The following is a 16515-nucleotide window of genomic DNA, read 5'->3' on the forward strand; positions in this document are numbered from 1 at the left end:
TACAGTATTCTTGAGGTGTAGATTAACACAATACAGCATAGCTCGAATTGACTACAATGACATTGCAGAATACATTCAGGTCAAGTCATCACTAGATTAACTCAAGTATGATTCAACGGAAACTGATGGGTCTATTGAAATCTACGTCTTTGACATGATATTGAAGTTAAACAGTAGTTTAAAAGCCATCAAATAAATTTAATTCGTTTTGAGAGATAATAAACATGACTGACCAATACCAAGCATTCGCAAAATCTCCAATTGGTAAATTTGTCATTAAAAATTTAGGTTTGCCAGCACCCACTTTTTTAGATCGTTTTGACTCTGCGACGCCTGTAATTAAAGGTGCAGTTTTGCTTGGTGCAGCACCAGCAGGTACATTATCTGGTGCTATTTCTCAGGTTTTGGCGAATATTCACGCCAACAGCTATGCAGGCAACAATGCAGAATTACAACAAGTTGCTGCAACTCAAGGTTTAAAACTGAATGCGTTTAACGATGGTGATCGTGAGTCGAAGTTCAAAGCCGTCGTTTTTGATGCGTCTGGTATTCAAAATTCTGAACAGCTCAAAGAGCTTTATAATTTCTTCAACCCTGTCGCACGCCAGATTTTAGCTTCGGGGCGTGTCATTGTGGTCGGAACAACACCTGAAACAGCTAAAACAGTAAAGCAAGCCATTGCTCAACGCGCTTTAGAAGGTTTTGTTAAATCTGTAGGTAAAGAATTCAAAAAAGGTATTGCCGCGCAATTGGTCTATGTAGATGAAGGTGCAGAAGCCAATTTAGAGTCTACGTTACGTTTTGCTTTATCACCACGTTCTGCTTATGTTTCAGGGCAAGTCATTCGTGTGTCTAAAGCTGATGTTATTGATGTAGATTGGGTGAAACCACTTGCAGGCAAAACTGCTGTAGTCACAGGTGCGAGCCGTGGTATTGGTGAAGCAATTGCACATGTATTATCACGCGATGGCGCGCATGTCATTTGCTTAGATGTGCCACAACAACAAGCTGACTTGGACCGTGTTGCGGGTGAAATTGGTGGTTCGACTTTAGCGATTGATATTACCGCAGCAGATGCAGGTCAGAAAATTAAAGAAGCTGCTGTAGCACAGGGCGGTGTTGATATTATTGTGCACAATGCTGGTATTACCCGTGACAAGACTTTAGCAAACATGAAGCCAGAACTTTGGGACTTGGTCATCAACATCAATTTGTCTGCGATTGAACGTGTAAATGATTATTTACTTGAACATGATGGTTTAAATGCCAATGGCCGTATTATCTGTGTATCTTCAATTTCAGGTATTGCAGGGAACTTAGGTCAAACGAACTATGCTGCATCGAAAGCAGGTGTTATTGGGGTGGTGAAATTTACGGCACCGATCTTAAAAAATGGTATAACCATTAATGCAGTTGCACCAGGCTTTATTGAAACACAAATGACAGCAGCAATTCCTTTTGCTATCCGTGAAGCTGGCCGTCGTATGAACTCGATGAGTCAAGGTGGTTTACCTGTTGATGTTGCAGAAACCATTGCTTTATTTGCTTCAACGGCTTCGACGGGCTTAAATGGTAACGTTGTTCGTGTTTGCGGACAAAGTTTATTAGGTGCTTAATTATAAAAGTTTAGAATTTTCCCTCTTCTTTAAGGAGAGGGAAAGCCAATAAAGGGAATGGAATTCTTCCTTCATCCCAACCTTCTCCCTGAAGGAGAAGAAGCTTTCAAAAAATATTGAAATAAAAACTTCACATAGGTTCAACATGAATACTCGCCATTTTTCTCAACTTCCGAAACCCTATTTGGCTTATCCGAAAGTCGTGCAGGGACTCATCTTTAAAAAGCCTAAAGGCGAAAAAGTTCTACCGCAAGTTGAATATGTTGTGGATTCTTTTAAGGTTGATCCAAAGCATTTGAAAGCGTATAACGCTGTGTGTGGATTTAAAAATAATGGTTATATTCCAACGATTTATTTAGCCGTTTTGTCGCAAAGTTTACAAATGCATATGATGACGCAAGAGGCATTTCCTTTTGCAATTTTAGGTTTGGTACATATTCGTAACCAAGTTTCTCAAAGTCGTAAAATTGGTGTAAATGAAAGCTTAAGCCTATCTTGCCAGTTTGGTGAATTAAAGCCGCATGATAAAGGTGTGCAGTTTGATTTTATGACCACCGCAAAAGTGGGCAATGAAGTCGTGATGCAAGGGGTGACGACTTATCTTGCACGTCAAAAAACTGAAACAAAAGCGGCTACTAAAGCAAAAGAAGAAACTCGCCCAAATTATACGCTTCAGGCAGAGTGGACAGTTTCAGAAAATACGGGTCGTCGTTATGCCTTAACTTCTGGTGATTTTAATTTAATTCACATTCATGTCATCACGGCAAAAGCATTTGGTTTCAAACAAGCGATTGCACATGGTATGTGGAGCAAAGCAAAAGCCTTAGCCAATTTAACTTTACCCGACAGCTATGAGGCTGATGTTTGGTTTAAATTACCTATGTATTTACCTTCTAAAGTTGAGTTCCTCACTGCGCAGGTAGGTAAGGATATCGATTTTATGATACAAAATAGTAAGAATAAAAAACCACATGTGACAGGTCATATTACCGCACGCTAATAACGCTGAATAAAAGCCCAAATTTTAAGGATTTGGGCTTTTTTACTTATGTATGTATCAATAATTAAAAAATTATAAGGATGTAAGATGAAAGAACTAAAAGCATATTTATCGGCGAGTCCCAATCAATATCATGGTGATGTTACTGAAAATTTTGAAGATTTGGCGAAACAGTTCAGTCGCTTACAGCATCCGCGAATGCATCAAGGTGGGGCTGCACTTTGCGTGTATTGTCAAGGACAAAAGGTTGTTGATATTTGTATAGGGAAAAAATCAGCGACAGAACAATGGGAAAAGAACACCTTGTCGGTCTGTTACTCAACAGGCAAAGGTGTTTTGGCAACCTTAGCTCATATTTTAGTGAGTCGCGGGTTACTTGATTATGATCAACCAATTGCAAAGTATTGGCCTGAATTTGCACAAAATGGTAAATCCAACATTCGTTTGGCAGATATTTTAAGCCACCAAAGTGGCTTATTTGATATCCGAAATTTGGTTCAAGACGCAGCGCAAATGGCCGATTGGGAACTTATGTTAAATCGGATTGCTGAGGCTAAACCGCGCTTTGCTGTAGGTGACGATGCAGCGTATCAGCCTTTAACTTTTGGCTGGTTGGTTGGCGGTGTTCTGGAAAAAACCACAGGGCAAAGTTTATCTCATTTAATGCAACAATATTTGTTGCAACCTCTTCAGATACAAGATGCTTATTTTGGTGTGCCAACATCAGAACTTGATCGGGTTGCACGGCCATTCCCCACAACGAATTCTACAAGCTCAAGTTCTGATTCTTCAAAAAGAAAAAATACAGCCAAGAAAATGACTTTAATGGATCGTATTACGACATGGTCAGGTCACAATTCGCAAGATTTCCAAGATGCTATGATTCCTAAAGGTATGAAGAACTTTAGCTTTTTTAGTGAACAAGGTCTACAAGCTGTAATTCCAGCTGCCAATGGTGTTTTCTCTGCTGAAAGTTTGGCAAAAATTTATGCCATGTTGGCACAAGGGGGGACATGGCAACAGCAACAGTTGATTAAGCCTGAAGTATTCCAACGTATGTCACAGATTCAATATCAGCATCGTGATCGAATTATGCCGATTCCAATGCATTGGCGTTTGGGGTATCACCGTGTCCTGACTTTAGGCAAACATGTCCCACAAGGTTTCGGACACTTGGGTTTTAATGGCTCAGGTGCTTGGTGTGATCCAGAGCGCCAATTAAGTTTTGCTTACACACATAATTTTGCAACGGCGTCCATCACTGGCGACTATCGTTTATGGGGCTTAACGCAAGAAACTTTAAGATGTGCCGATAAAATTCTAACAGGACATAAAGGCTGGTTTTAAGATTTTTAGAGTGGATAATAGAGACTTCGCATACTTAATAAATGATAGGTGCGATGGACATTGTCTTTGGTGTAAGCATATTTGAAGGTGGTTAAATATGGAAAATCTACTCAAGTTACTTAAAGAAAATGTCGTTTAAATTATGTGAAAGATGTGAGTGAACACGACCAAATTGCTGATTGATTTAAAGTGCACATTGACTGAATTTAAGATTAAGGTATCAACAGCGTGTTTAATTTCCACAATCATTAACTCGCTTTGAGATTGTTCATTCACTCTTGTGCAAAAAAACAGTATGCTTAGACCTGTGAAAAGGAGCATACATGTATCAAGTACTTGCGCGTAAATATCGTCCCCGTAATTTTAATGAATTGGTGGGGCAAAACCATGTCTCGCGTGCACTCAGCAGTGCATTGGAACGTGGGCGTTTACACCATGCGTATTTATTTACAGGTACACGGGGTGTTGGTAAAACCACAATTGCACGTATTCTTGCGAAATGCTTAAACTGCGAAACAGGTGTAACAGCGACGCCGTGTGAAGTCTGTGCCACGTGTAAAGCGGTGAATGAAGGTCGTTTTATCGACCTGATTGAAATTGATGCGGCGTCGCGAACCAAAGTCGAAGATACGCGAGAGCTTTTAGATAACGTACCGTATGCTCCAACTCAGGGGCGCTATAAAGTGTACTTGATTGATGAAGTACACATGCTCTCTACACACTCATTTAATGCATTGCTTAAAACCTTAGAAGAACCACCTGAGCATGTGAAATTTCTATTTGCAACGACCGATCCGCAAAAGCTCCCAATTACGGTGATTTCGCGTTGCTTACAATTTACCTTGCGTCCTCTAGCAGTCGATGAAATTACTGAGCATTTGACAAAAATTCTGGAAAAAGAACAGATTTCAGCTCAGGAAGATGCAATCTGGCAAATTGCTGAGTCTGCACAAGGTTCACTGCGTGATGCACTCTCTTTAACTGACCAAGCGATTGCCTATGGTCAAGGTGCGATTCAGCATCAAGATGTAAAAGAGATGTTAGGCTTGATTGATCGTACGATCATTTATGATTTATTGATGGCAATTCATCAAAATCAGAAAGCGCGTGTGAGTCAATTGTTGCTGCAATTTAGACAGCAAGCTTTAGATGTTTCTTTAGTTTTAGATCAGTTGATTTCAACTTTGCATGAATTAGCATTGCTGCAATATTTACCTGATCTAAGCCTGAAATATAGTGCCGAAATTAATCAAAAGATTTCCCAGCTTTCTCAGCTAATCGCAGATCAAGATTTACAACTTTATTACCAGATTGCGTGTAAAGGGCGTGCAGATTTGCAACTTGCGGTGACGCAAGAGCAAGGTTTTGAAATGTGCGTATTGCGTTTGTTGGCATTTAGACCTTTGCAACCAAATGAAGTCTTGGTTTCTACTCCTGCGACACAAATTCAGTCGGCACCAGTGTTAGCTAGTGAACAAGCTGTCAGCAATATCAATACCGTAGTTGCAGCTCCGCAAGAGCAAATTCAAGCGATAGCGGAAGATACACTACCTGTAGAAAACTTTGCTGTTGAGACAAATCTACAAGATCAGTCTGTATTACCTGAACATCCAGAGCAGGATGAAGAAACGGCTAATCTAACCAGTCATTCAGATCAAATCGTGTTTGACCCTGCGAGTGAAGATGTTTTATTCGACCTTGATGAAGATACTGATACATCATACGAAGCTCCATCTGAAGTAAGTAGTGATGATTTCTTATTTGAAGAAATTGCACCAATTGCTGTAGAAGAAAAAGTAGAACGTCAAGTTGAAGCATCTGATGAAAATGATTCATTATCAGCCGACTCAGGTTTTACCAGTGTAGACACAGCTCAAGACACACTCTTTAATTTGGCGGTTGATGAAGTTGAAACAGATTCAGCGGTTCAGCCGATTATTGAGCAACCTGAGCCTGAAATAGAATCTCTGCTAACACCAACTGTGTCGAATACAGAAACTGCAAAGCTTATGCCGCAAGATATTTTGCGTGTACAAGAACAAGTTTTGGAAGGTGAGTGGACACTCGGTAAGTGGGAGTTCTGGTTCAGACATAGTGAATTATCGCCTGCTGTGCAAGAGTTAGCACAACATGGTGTCATGACAGGGAAAATTGACGCGGAATCAATTTTTCATATTCCAGAGCAATATCAGCAATTATTGGGTCAATCACAGCATTCTTTGGAACAAGCGCTTAAAAAACAGTGGCCAAATACGCTGTTTAAAATTGAATATGGTGCGGTTACAGATACCACACCTTATATCTTACAGCATCAACGGAAAGAGCAAGCTTATCAGCGGGCAGAGGAATTGTTACAAACTGAACCCGTAGTACGTGATTTAATCCAAAGTTTTGATGCTGAATTACATAACATTCAATTGAAATAACTCTTAGATGAGCTTAGGTTCAGGCTCGACTTGCATAAAAGCTTGTAGAGCCTGACGCATGTTCATGGGAATCGGTGTACTTTTGCGCTGCTCTCGATCTACAAAAACATGAATAAATTGTCCCTGTGCCGCAGCTGTATTTTGATTGGCTTTAAAAATAGCTAAGTCATATTCTAAAGAACTGTTTCCCATACGTTTGATTGCCACACCGACTTCAATCACTTCAGGGTAACAAAGCTCTTGTAAAAATTGACAAGATGAACTCACCACTAAGCCAATAATTGTTGAGTGGTGAATATCAAAATGAGCTTTTTTAATCAGTAGCGCATTCGCTGCGCTATCAAAGAAACTATAATAATTGACATTGTTTACATGTCCGTAAATATCATTATCTGACCAACGTGTTTGTATAGGAAAAATAAAAGGATAGTTTTCTCTAAGTTTGGCTTGGGGTTTCATTTTCTGCATGTCCTTTGCTAAGCGATGGGTTAAGCGTAAATTGCATGATAAATTTGTTCAGCATCATTCAAGTTTAGATCGCGTGGGTTATTTTGTAATAGTCGGGTTTGTAACATGGCGTCCTGTGCCAGTGTTGAAAGGGCAGTCTTTGGTACATTCAGTGCATTGAGCTTTAAAGTCAAACCACTTCGATCTAAATGATTTTGCATATGATCGATAAATAAATCACATAATCCATCAGTGCAACCTTTGCTATAAGGGTCTATCCATGTCATTAGTTCTGCATATAAATGCTTGGCATTCGGTGCATTAAACTTCAAGACTTCAGTTAAAACCAAAGCATTACTGTGACCATGCGAAATGTGAAAATGTCCACCCAAAGGATAAGCCAATGCATGTACTGCACCTACAGGGGCATTGGCAAACGCCTGACCTGCAAACATCGAACCATTCAGCATATTTTGCCGTGCTTGAAGATTCGAACCATCTTCGAGTACCAGCTTTAAATTTTGATTGAGTAGTCTTAATGCTTGTTTGGCTAACATATCGGCATACAGATTTTTTTTAATTTTTGAAGTATATGCTTCGATGGCATGAACCATGGCATCAATACCTGTTGCTGCCGTAATATGCGCGGGTAAATTTTGGGTAAAAGTTGCATCTAAAATGGCTACATCAGCATACAGTACAGGTGAGACAATGCCCATTTTAGTGGTTTCACCTGTAGTCACAATGGAAATTGGCGTGACTTCGGAGCCTGTCCCCGCAGTCGTTGGAATGAGAATTAAAGGTAATCGAGGAGATTTTGCATTGTTGATCCCATAGAGTTCAGCCAATTTTTTCGGCTGGTCTGGATGGGCTAAAATTGCAATCAGTTTTGCAACATCTAAAGAGCTGCCTCCACCAAAGCCAATCACCGTATCAATTTTTTCTTTTTTTGCAAATTCTACAGCTGAATTGACAACGTGTTCGGGCGGATCAGCAATGACATCGGCATAAATCACATGTACTAATGACAGATGTTCTAAAATTTCTAAAATAGGGTGATGTAACTGCTGTTGTAGCATACCGTTATCTGTCACCAACAACACTTTTTTACTACTTTGCTCAGTCAAGACCGTTGCGAGTTCTTGAATTGAGCCTAAGCCTGAAATAATTCGGGAAACAGTTTGAAACTGAAAGTCATACATTGGCAATTCCTTCATGCTTTATCTATATTTACGTGTTTTTGTTATACAGTTTTAGTGGGATTCATCCTCCAAATAACTTAACATAAGACATTGCAAAATAAACGTTCTATTGAGGTGCTTATGTCATCGCAAACGCCCTACAAGGTGTTATGTGTCTGTCTGGGAAATATCTGCCGTTCACCCACAGCAGAAGTGGTGTTTAGACATTACTGTGATGCACATCAACTAAATATTGAGGTCGATTCTGCTGGAACCAGCAATTATCATCCGAATAAGGCGCCTGATTTAAGAAGCCAAAAACATGCCAGAAAACGAGGGTATGATTTATCCGCTTTACGTGCGCGTCAGCTCAAGATCCAAGACTTTGCTGAATTTGATCTGATTTTGGCAATGGATTATGAGAACTTAGATGATATTCAAGTTTTAATGCGACAGGCTCAATCAGTTCTCGGGCAGCGGATGCTTCGTGCAAAGATTGCCCTGATGAGTCAGCATGATCAAAAATTCCTTCAACAAGCGGTGCCAGACCCTTATTATGGTGGCGATGATGGATTTGAGCGTGTACTTGATCAATGTGAATCAAGTAGTTTGGCTTGGGTTCAGGTACTTCAACAACAGCTGAAAGGCTAGTTCGGGTTTTAGCATGCATATTCAAAATAACGTTCAACTTCAGCCTTTTAACACCTTAAATTTGGGTTCGGTTGCAACACACTATGTAAAAATTGAAACTGAACATATGTTGTTGGAAGCCTTATCTTATGCAGAACAGCAGCAGCTCAATGTGTTAATTCTATCTGGTGGGAGCAATATGCTTTTGCCTGAACATATTCATGCTTTGGTTATCCATATGGATATTCAAGGGATTGAAACTTTAAATGAAGATGCTCAGACCAAGACGCTCGCGGTTGGTGCGGGTCAAGTTTGGCATGATTTTGTGTTATGGACGACTGAACAGCATTTATATGGTCTGCAAAATTTAGCTTTAATTCCTGGTTTAGTCGGGGCATCACCTGTACAAAACATTGGTGCTTACGGTGTAGAAGTTGGTGAGTTTATTCAGGCTGTGCGGGTTTATGACCGCGTAACACAGCAATTTACTGAAATTCTTGCATCAGATTGTCAATTTGCTTATCGACACAGTATTTTTAAAGATCAACCTGAGCGTTATGTCATCACTCAAGTGATTTTTCAGCTTCTTAAACATGCAAATTTAAAGCTAAGCTACGGTGATTTAAAACAAGCCGTGGGCGAAGATTTAAGTGCAGAAAATCTACAAAATCAGGTTATTCAAATTCGTCAAAGTAAATTACCAGACCCAAAAGAATATCCGAACGCGGGCAGTTTCTTTAAAAATCCTGTGATCTCTGCACAATCTTTTGACCAAATAAATACGAAATTCCCTCAATTGCCCCATTACCCTCAAGCAAACGGTCAGATTAAAATTGCTGCAGGCTGGTTAATTGATCAGGCGGGTTGGAAAGGTAAGCGTTTGGGCATGGTTGGTATGTTTGCAAAACAGGCGTTGGTTTTGGTGAATTATGAAGATGCTACTTTATTGGATGTTCAGGCAACCTATCGTGCAGTTCAACAAGATGTGCTAAATAAATTCAATATTCGTCTAGAGCCAGAACCTGTTCTTTTTAATGCAGTTGGTTTAATTCAATCACACGTGGAATAATGAATGGCTAAAACACATTGGATGGTTCGTATTGTGCAAATCGCAGCTCTGCTTTTTGTACTTTTGGGCTGTCTGGTGATTTTTATCTATTCGCCATTTTATTCAAAATTGGTGGTCAAAGCATTAAATACCTTTGTTCCTGTAGAGGTGAATGAAGTTGCGGCGAAAAGTCAAAAAATGGCAGCGCTGAGTGAAGCTGAGAATCTTGAACCAGGTTCTAATTTATGGATTGCACGTCAAGCGTATCTTAAATTGATGGAACAAGAAATTCAGCAAAATAATTCTGAAAATTTACCGCAAATTCAAGCACGTTATAAAGCCTTGCAAGATTTAATTAATAAAGAGCAGCAAGAACAAAACGAAGAGGAAGAACGTCCTCAAGTTCCTCTTTTGGCAGATCCAAAGCAAGCCGCATCAGCACCTGAAGATCCAACTCAAAATGTAAAAGACTTACTAGAGTTGGATAGTAAAGAAAATAAAGCCTTGATGGAAAAATATCTGGATTTTCTACAGACACATAAAATCGAGCCTGTAGTTGAAAGTGTTGATGCACAGCAAATTCAAAAAGATATTGCCCAAATTAAAGAACAAAATGAAACACCTAAAGGGACTTTATCACAACCTTATGCGATTGTGGTGTTGGGTGGTGGTTTAACCTTGGACAAAAATAGAAAAGATATTGTCGTGAATGACTATACAAAATTAAGACTGGAGAAAACTTTAGAAGTCGAGAAGCAGTATAACTTACCCATTGTGCTTAGTGGTGTAGAAGCACCTTTTATGCAGACTTGGTTAAAAGAGCGCGGTGTAGATGCCAAGCTGTTAGAAAATAGAAGTATGAATACGTGTGAAAATTCACGCTTTAGCTCGCTATTATTACAAAAGAAAGGGGGAGCACCGACCGTGATTCTAATTACTGATCAATATCATATGCCTAGAACACGCCGTTTATTTGCTTTAAATGGAATTGAAACTGTACCTATTGAAGCACCTATGCCGACGCAATTAACGGCTTGGCAGCCTAGCCAACAAAACTATGATCATAGCCGCCGTGCAAATTATGAAATGTTAGCGACTATTCGCGACATGTTATTCGGCTCTAGTGATTGCCGAGAGGTACCTTAATGCCTGAAATTCCATTCTTAAATCCGAATATTCTGAAACAATTAGATTTACCTGTACCTAATCGAGATACGACACCACAGGTTTTAAGTCCATTAAATTTGAATCATGCTTTTTCACCATCTGTAGAATTACAAGCATATCGTAAGTTGTATGGGTTACATCTGCTCGATTGTGAGCATTGGCAAGGTTTTGTGCAAATGCCTTTATTTAAGTTGCATGTGCAAGTGTTTCAACCTAAAGCGAATGCAGAAGGAAAGGTTGTAATAAAAGGAACAGTGTTCCTTTTGCATGGCTATTTAGAGCACAGTGGAATTTATCAGCCAATTATCCGTGAACTGCTTGAACAAGGTTTTAGTGTGCTTACGTATGATCTTCCGGGTCATGGATTAAGCGATGGTTCACCCGCAAGTATTCAAGATTTTGATCATTATCAGCGTGTGCTACATGCGGTATATCAATATGTGAAAAATGCTTCGCAGCTTCCTAAACCTTGGTTGGGAATTGGACAAAGTACGGGTGGTGCAATCCTGATGCATCATTTACTTGAGTTTGCCGAGCGCCGTGAAAATCCTTATGTAGAGCGTGTGTTACTGTTGTCACCTTTAATTCGTCCTGCAAAATCGGCTTGGTGGCACAACTCTGTCGGCTTGGGTATTATTCGTCGCATTAAGCGTCAAGTTCCGAGACATTTCCGTCGTAATAATCATAATCCTGAATTTTTACGCTTTGTTCGTTTAAAAGATCCTTTGCAACCTCGTATGATGGGTATGGACTGGATTTTGGCTATGTCGAAGTGGATGCAGCAAATGGAAGAGCGACCTTCTTGTCGTATACCAGTTTGGTTGGCTCAAGGCGCACTCGATCAAACCGTAGACTGGCGCTACAACATTGAATTTATTCGTCAAAAATTTCGACTACAGACTTTGTTGATGTTGGAAGAAGGTTCTCATCAATTAATTAATGAACGGGCTGATATTCGTGCCGCTTTAACAGGTCTAATCCCTGCTTTTTTACATGCGCATAGCACAGGCGAGTATTATTAAAATTATTTTTTGAAATTCATGTTTAAAATGGACTCGGTTAAAAGCTTAGCCGAGTCCATTTATCATTAGAAATATTCTTTTTTTGCCATATTCCACATACGGAAATAAAAGTTTTCCTGATCTTTATTTTCGCAGTTTAGAAGTTCACCCTCTTTTAACCAAAAATGTAGTTGAGCATAGTTTTTAATTTCACGATCATTAATACGTTGTGCTAAATGGTGGGCTTTAATATCAGAAGGGTGGCGTAGACCTGCCGCAGCAATCATTTCGGATAGGGCGTGTAGAGTATTTTTGTGGAAATGGAAAACACGTTCGGCTTTTGTAGGCACATGTATTGCCTTTTGGCGGTCTTGATCTTGGGTTGCAACACCGACGGGGCACTGGTTGGTATGACAGCTCTGTGCTTGAATACAGCCAATTGCGAACATAAAGCCACGTGCTGAATTAACCCAATCGGCACCAATTGCCATTGTACTTGCAATATCAAAAGCACTGATGATTTTCCCACTGGCGCCAATTTTGATCTGTTTTCTTAATCCAGCACCAACTAAGGTATTGTGTACAAATAGTACGCCTTCACGGAGCGGCGTTCCCATATGATTGATCAATTCAATCGGTGCAGCACCAGTACCACCTTCGGAACCATCGACTACTATAAAGTCAGGGAGTATTTGCGTATGCAGCATCGCTTTGACTATCCCCATAAACTGCCAAGGTTGACCGATACATAGTTTGAAACCTACAGGTTTGCCACCAGAAAGTTCACGTAATTTTTGAATAAACTGTAGCATTTCAATAGGCGTATTGAAGGCTGAGTGCTTAGAAGGAGAAATACAATCACGATCACGTGGAATACCACGGATTTGCGCAATTTCCGCAGAGATTTTATCTTTAGGAAGAATACCACCGTGCCCTGGTTTAGCACCTTGTGACAGCTTAATCTCAATCATTTTAATTTGGGGAAGAATAGCCTGCTGTGCGAACTTTACTGGATCGAAAGTGCCATCTTCCGTACGACAACCAAAGTATCCACTACCCAGTTCCCAGACAATATCACCGCCATATTCTAAGTGATAAGGACTGAGACTACCTTCACCAGTATCGTGGTAAAAGTTGCCCAATTGTGCTCCTTTGTTTAATGCACGAATGGCATTAGCGCTTAAACTACCAAAGCTCATGGCAGAAATATTCATAATAGAAGCATTATAGGGTTGAGTACATTGTGAACTCCCGATTTGAATGCGGAATGTAGATGGGTCGGCAGGAGGGCAGGGTTGAATGGAGTGCGTCATAAAGCGATAGTCTTGTTGATACACGTCGATGATGGAACCAAAAGGTTTATCTGAGTTTTCATTCTTAGCGCGTTGATAGACTAAGCTGCGTTGCATTCTTGAAAAAGGTAAAGCATCTTCATCGGATTCAATGAAGTATTGTCGAATTTCTGGTCGGAACTCTTCAAATAAGAAGCGAAAATGTCCCATAATCGGGTAGTTTTTTAAAATTGAGTGCCGATTTTGTAATAAATCATATAAGCCGACAATGCTTAGGACAGTACTCACCAACCACAATATGTTGAGGGTCGTATCGGAGAGAAAATAATAAATATAATGAGGAGCATAATTGAGTCTAAACCAAGTGATGCTAAGTGCGATAAAAATAAAAGTGAACCAAACAGAATGACGCGAGAAAAAAGTGTTCAGTAATTTATGGCGTACAATTTGTGCAGGATTCGGCATAGTTATAATTCATCCTTGTGCCTGATGTTGATTTGATTTCACAATGCCAAGATTTGCAGATGAGTACAAGTAACGATTTGTGTTAGGGGCCTTCAATAAATCATTTAAAAAGTCGAGTGGTTTACATAACAATCATGTTTATTTTCATTTAATTTATGCGACTGGGCAGTTTTTTTGTGTAAAAAGTAAACGATGAGTGTATCTTAGAAGAATAAGGATTAAATCTAAGGAGAAAACTTCAATTTACCCAAATTATAGGGATATGAGTCATCTTAAAAATCTGAGTATAGTGCATACCAAAAATGGGGTGTTACATGAGCAATGATGAAACAATATTGCCAGTGCCAGTCATTATTCTGGAAGATGAACTAATTATACAAAACCGTCTAAGAAGAATTCTAACTGATCTGGGATATGAAAATGAGACATTACACTTTGTCTTTAATCTTAAGGAAGCATTTGAAAAAATAGAGGAAATTCCAATTTCATTGGCGTTGGTTGACTTGGGTTTACCTGATGGGAATGGCGTGGAGTTTATTGAAAAATTACGTGAAAGAGATTCAAGTGCCTTAATTCTGGTGATTTCTGCTTGGAGTACACAGTCAAGTTTGTTTTCTGCAATTAAAGCTGGGGCGACAGGCTATGTTTTAAAAGAGCGTGATGATTCTGAAGTTTTGTTAGCGATCCGTAGTATTTTGCGTGGCGGTGCACCTATTGATCCTTTTATTGCACGTGAGATTTTAAGTCAAATTGCGGCACAAGAAAATTCACAAGATAAAAGTGAACATCGGGAAGCGTTACCATCCGATATGGAAGCATTGACCAATCGTGAAAAGGAAATTTTGGATTTGGTGGCACAAGGTTTAAGTAATCGGGAAATCTCTGAGCAATTATTTGTTTCGCGCTATACGGTAGAAAGTCATATTAAGCATATTTATCGGAAACTTTCCGTTTCAAAAAGGACGAAAGCTGTAAGTGCAGCAAGAACTTTAGGGATTATATGACCAGACTGATTCTGCGGATTTTTGGTATGTTTGCATTGGTTTGCATTCATATGCAGACTTACGCAGCATCAACTTATTATTCCATAGACCCATATTGTACGATTCAAGTACAACCTATTCAATTTGTAAAAACAAATTCGATTCATCATATTCCTACATCGGGTTGGAAAGAAGTAGAGTTGCCTGATAACTGGGCTATCCATGAACCAAATTATAATGGTGGTGCTTGGTATAAAATACTTTGGAAACCAGATTGTTCATCGGGAACAATTAGTGAATCTTTTGCATTTTCAATTGAATATATTAATTCTGCGGGTACGGTTTATTTTAATCGTAACGTACTTTGGCGTGATAAAAATTTAATCGAACCCTTATCCAAAAGCTGGAATATGCCAAGGTATTGGGTATTAACACCATCCAGTATTAAAGCAGGAGAGAATGAGTTTTTAATTTATGCAAATGGTTATGCTTTTCAAAAAGCAGGATTAGGCGCGATTTCTTTCCATAATGTACAAGCTGCTGATGCTCAATATCAGCAACAGATTTGGAATAGGCGAACATTATTTGAAATCAATATCATCATTTCATTGGTATTAGGTCTTTTATGTTTTTCGATATGGATTTTTAGGCGTTCAGAAACAACCTTTGCATGGTTTGCACTAAGTTGCATACTTTGGGTTTTATTTATTTCAAATATTTTAATGACAGAAACAAAACCATTTCCGAATAACGTGATTTCTGCACAAGCCAATCTCAGTTTTTTTATTCTTTATATGGTGTGTTTTTGTACGTATCTGCTTCGATTTATTCGTATTGAGTTTCCGCGCTTAGAGCGCTGTATTTGGGGTCTCACGTTTATTGTATTAATTATTATTTTCTTTACACCACTACAATGGATCACACCAGTTTTTATTAAGATTTTTATCCTTTATATTTTATTATTTTTATCGACTTATTTTTATTTGGCTTATATTACAATTAAAGCTAAGAAAAGAGAGTATATATTTTTATTGCTATGTCTTACTGGTATTTTAATTTGTGCCTTATTTGATAGCTTACTTTTAGGTTCAAATTTGCATAAAAATATCAAACCACTTTCTCCTTATACCTCACCAATTATTACGGTCTTTGTCGTGCTTATTTTAGGGGTGAAATTAGCCAGAAATACACGCCGTGTAGAAAAATTTAATCAAAGACTAGAAGAAAAAGTACATCAGGTCAGTCAAGATTTATACGCCAGTGTGAATGAAAAACATAAGTTGGAATTGGAAAATGTTCGTTTACAAGAACGAATTCAGCTTTCGCATGATTTACATGATGGGTTAGGTTCATCTTTGGTACGTTCCATGATTATTGTCGATCAGGCGGAACACAATATGACGAATCAACAATTTTTATCTATTTTAAAGTTGTTGCGGGATGATTTAAGGCAAATCATTGATAGTGGGTCAAGTCTTGAATCACGCGTGCCTGGGAATCCAGTATTGTGGGTGGCACCAGTTCGTCATCGTTTTAGTCAGCTCATGGATGAATTGGACATCGAGTCTAAATGGTCTTTTCCACAAAATTGGGGCTATGTACCGAATGCTTTACAGTGTTTAACCCTTATTCGAGTTTTGGAAGAAAGTCTAACCAATATTGTGAAACATAGTCAGGCGAAACATGTCTTTGTTTCTATGGTATTTCCGTATGAACGCCAACTGATTTTAACCATTGAGGATGATGGCGTTGGTTTTGATGTGAAAAGTAATTTTCAAAATGGGATGAGCATTGGAATTCGAAGTATGAAAATGCGTTTGGAACGTGTCGGGGCAGAGTTACAGGTCAGCTCTGAAAAAGGTAGAACTGTGGTTCAAGCACTATTAGAAATTAGAGAAGAGAAATAATTAGA

13 protein-coding genes are annotated in these 16515 nt (G+C 39.1%); 10 read left to right on the forward strand and 3 right to left on the reverse strand.

The genetic code is table 11. The features are described from left to right. The first annotated feature begins 224 nt into the window (after positions 1 to 224). The 4 genes from C3F34_RS15430 to dnaX all read left to right on the forward strand — a co-directional run bounded on the left by C3F34_RS15430 (position 225) and on the right by dnaX (position 6389). Positions 225 to 1616 carry a 3-oxoacyl-ACP reductase gene (locus tag C3F34_RS15430; protein ID WP_104442044.1) on the forward strand — a complete coding sequence of 464 codons (1392 nt, stop codon included), beginning with the start codon at positions 225 to 227 and terminating at the stop codon, positions 1614 to 1616. A 145-nt stretch (positions 1617 to 1761) separates the two neighbouring features. Further along, complete coding sequence (locus C3F34_RS15435; RefSeq protein ID WP_104442045.1) at positions 1762 to 2616, forward strand: MaoC family dehydratase; 855 nt, start codon at positions 1762 to 1764, stop codon at positions 2614 to 2616. 87 nt (positions 2617 to 2703) lie between these two features. Then, entirely contained in the window at positions 2704 to 3963 is a 1260-nt protein-coding gene (locus C3F34_RS15440; RefSeq protein WP_104442046.1) for a serine hydrolase domain-containing protein, read from the forward strand. 323 nt (positions 3964 to 4286) lie between these two features. Then, on the forward strand, positions 4287 to 6389 hold the full coding sequence (gene dnaX / locus C3F34_RS15445; RefSeq protein ID WP_104442047.1) for a DNA polymerase III subunit gamma/tau: 2103 nt from the start codon (positions 4287 to 4289) through the stop codon (positions 6387 to 6389). A 3-nt stretch (positions 6390 to 6392) separates the two neighbouring features. On the opposite strand, the gene C3F34_RS15450 is transcribed toward dnaX, so the two are convergent. Continuing rightward, positions 6393 to 6848 carry an acyl-CoA thioesterase gene (locus tag C3F34_RS15450; RefSeq protein WP_104442367.1) on the reverse strand — a complete coding sequence of 152 codons (456 nt, stop codon included), beginning with the start codon at positions 6846 to 6848 and terminating at the stop codon, positions 6393 to 6395. A gap of 29 nt (positions 6849 to 6877) precedes the next feature. Continuing rightward, complete coding sequence (locus C3F34_RS15455) at positions 6878 to 8038, reverse strand: iron-containing alcohol dehydrogenase (RefSeq protein WP_104442048.1); 1161 nt, start codon at positions 8036 to 8038, stop codon at positions 6878 to 6880. A gap of 120 nt (positions 8039 to 8158) precedes the next feature. Here C3F34_RS15455 and C3F34_RS15460 point away from each other — a divergent pair, with 120 nt between their 5' ends. The 4 genes from C3F34_RS15460 to C3F34_RS15475 are packed head-to-tail and all read left to right on the forward strand — an operon-like array spanning position 8159 to position 11884. Then, positions 8159 to 8668 carry a low molecular weight protein-tyrosine-phosphatase gene (locus tag C3F34_RS15460; protein ID WP_104442049.1) on the forward strand — a complete coding sequence of 170 codons (510 nt, stop codon included), beginning with the start codon at positions 8159 to 8161 and terminating at the stop codon, positions 8666 to 8668. Between the two features lie 13 nt (positions 8669 to 8681). After that, on the forward strand, positions 8682 to 9716 hold the full coding sequence (gene murB / locus C3F34_RS15465; RefSeq protein ID WP_044740426.1) for a UDP-N-acetylmuramate dehydrogenase: 1035 nt from the start codon (positions 8682 to 8684) through the stop codon (positions 9714 to 9716). A gap of 3 nt (positions 9717 to 9719) precedes the next feature. Beyond that, the gene (locus tag C3F34_RS15470; protein ID WP_044740427.1) at positions 9720 to 10841 is read left to right on the forward strand and encodes a YdcF family protein; all 1122 of its coding nucleotides are present in this window, start codon (positions 9720 to 9722) and stop codon (positions 10839 to 10841) included. Further along, positions 10841 to 11884 carry an alpha/beta hydrolase gene (locus C3F34_RS15475; RefSeq protein ID WP_016166332.1) on the forward strand — a complete coding sequence of 348 codons (1044 nt, stop codon included), beginning with the start codon at positions 10841 to 10843 and terminating at the stop codon, positions 11882 to 11884. The genes C3F34_RS15470 and C3F34_RS15475 overlap by 1 nt, the downstream gene beginning before the upstream one ends. 65 nt (positions 11885 to 11949) lie before the next feature. On the opposite strand, the gene C3F34_RS15480 is transcribed toward C3F34_RS15475, so the two are convergent. After that, positions 11950 to 13620, reverse strand: a complete 1671-nt coding sequence (locus C3F34_RS15480; protein ID WP_044740428.1) for an FMN-binding glutamate synthase family protein — start codon at positions 13618 to 13620, stop codon at positions 11950 to 11952. A gap of 314 nt (positions 13621 to 13934) precedes the next feature. Between C3F34_RS15480 and C3F34_RS15485 the strand changes: the two genes are divergently transcribed. Together C3F34_RS15485 and C3F34_RS15490 are read left to right on the forward strand one after the other, a co-directional pair. Then, the gene (locus C3F34_RS15485) at positions 13935 to 14624 is read left to right on the forward strand and encodes a sigma-70 family RNA polymerase sigma factor (protein WP_044740429.1); all 690 of its coding nucleotides are present in this window, start codon (positions 13935 to 13937) and stop codon (positions 14622 to 14624) included. Further along, complete coding sequence (locus tag C3F34_RS15490; RefSeq protein WP_052662126.1) at positions 14621 to 16510, forward strand: 7TM diverse intracellular signaling domain-containing protein; 1890 nt, start codon at positions 14621 to 14623, stop codon at positions 16508 to 16510. The genes C3F34_RS15485 and C3F34_RS15490 overlap by 4 nt, the downstream gene beginning before the upstream one ends. Positions 16511 to 16515 lie beyond the last annotated feature (5 nt).

Source organism: Acinetobacter sp. ACNIH2 (assembly GCF_002934965.1).
GTDB lineage: Bacteria > Pseudomonadota > Gammaproteobacteria > Pseudomonadales > Moraxellaceae > Acinetobacter > Acinetobacter tandoii.

What these genes read in the sequence shown, in the direction of transcription:
- C3F34_RS15490 (WP_052662126.1), top strand. Translation starts at nt 14,621, where the DNA reads ATGACCAGACTGATTCTGCGGATTTTTGGTATGTTTGCATTGGTTTGC.
- murB (WP_044740426.1), top strand. Translation starts at nt 8,682, where the DNA reads ATGCATATTCAAAATAACGTTCAACTTCAGCCTTTTAACACCTTAAAT.
- C3F34_RS15450 (WP_104442367.1), bottom strand. Translation starts at nt 6,848, where the DNA reads ATGAAACCCCAAGCCAAACTTAGAGAAAACTATCCTTTTATTTTTCCT.
- C3F34_RS15485 (WP_044740429.1), top strand. Translation starts at nt 13,935, where the DNA reads ATGAGCAATGATGAAACAATATTGCCAGTGCCAGTCATTATTCTGGAA.
- C3F34_RS15460 (WP_104442049.1), top strand. Translation starts at nt 8,159, where the DNA reads ATGTCATCGCAAACGCCCTACAAGGTGTTATGTGTCTGTCTGGGAAAT.
- C3F34_RS15480 (WP_044740428.1), bottom strand. Translation starts at nt 13,620, where the DNA reads ATGCCGAATCCTGCACAAATTGTACGCCATAAATTACTGAACACTTTT.
- C3F34_RS15440 (WP_104442046.1), top strand. Translation starts at nt 2,704, where the DNA reads ATGAAAGAACTAAAAGCATATTTATCGGCGAGTCCCAATCAATATCAT.
- C3F34_RS15430 (WP_104442044.1), top strand. Translation starts at nt 225, where the DNA reads ATGACTGACCAATACCAAGCATTCGCAAAATCTCCAATTGGTAAATTT.
- C3F34_RS15435 (WP_104442045.1), top strand. Translation starts at nt 1,762, where the DNA reads ATGAATACTCGCCATTTTTCTCAACTTCCGAAACCCTATTTGGCTTAT.
- C3F34_RS15470 (WP_044740427.1), top strand. Translation starts at nt 9,720, where the DNA reads ATGGCTAAAACACATTGGATGGTTCGTATTGTGCAAATCGCAGCTCTG.
- dnaX (WP_104442047.1), top strand. Translation starts at nt 4,287, where the DNA reads ATGTATCAAGTACTTGCGCGTAAATATCGTCCCCGTAATTTTAATGAA.
- C3F34_RS15475 (WP_016166332.1), top strand. Translation starts at nt 10,841, where the DNA reads ATGCCTGAAATTCCATTCTTAAATCCGAATATTCTGAAACAATTAGAT.
- C3F34_RS15455 (WP_104442048.1), bottom strand. Translation starts at nt 8,038, where the DNA reads ATGTATGACTTTCAGTTTCAAACTGTTTCCCGAATTATTTCAGGCTTA.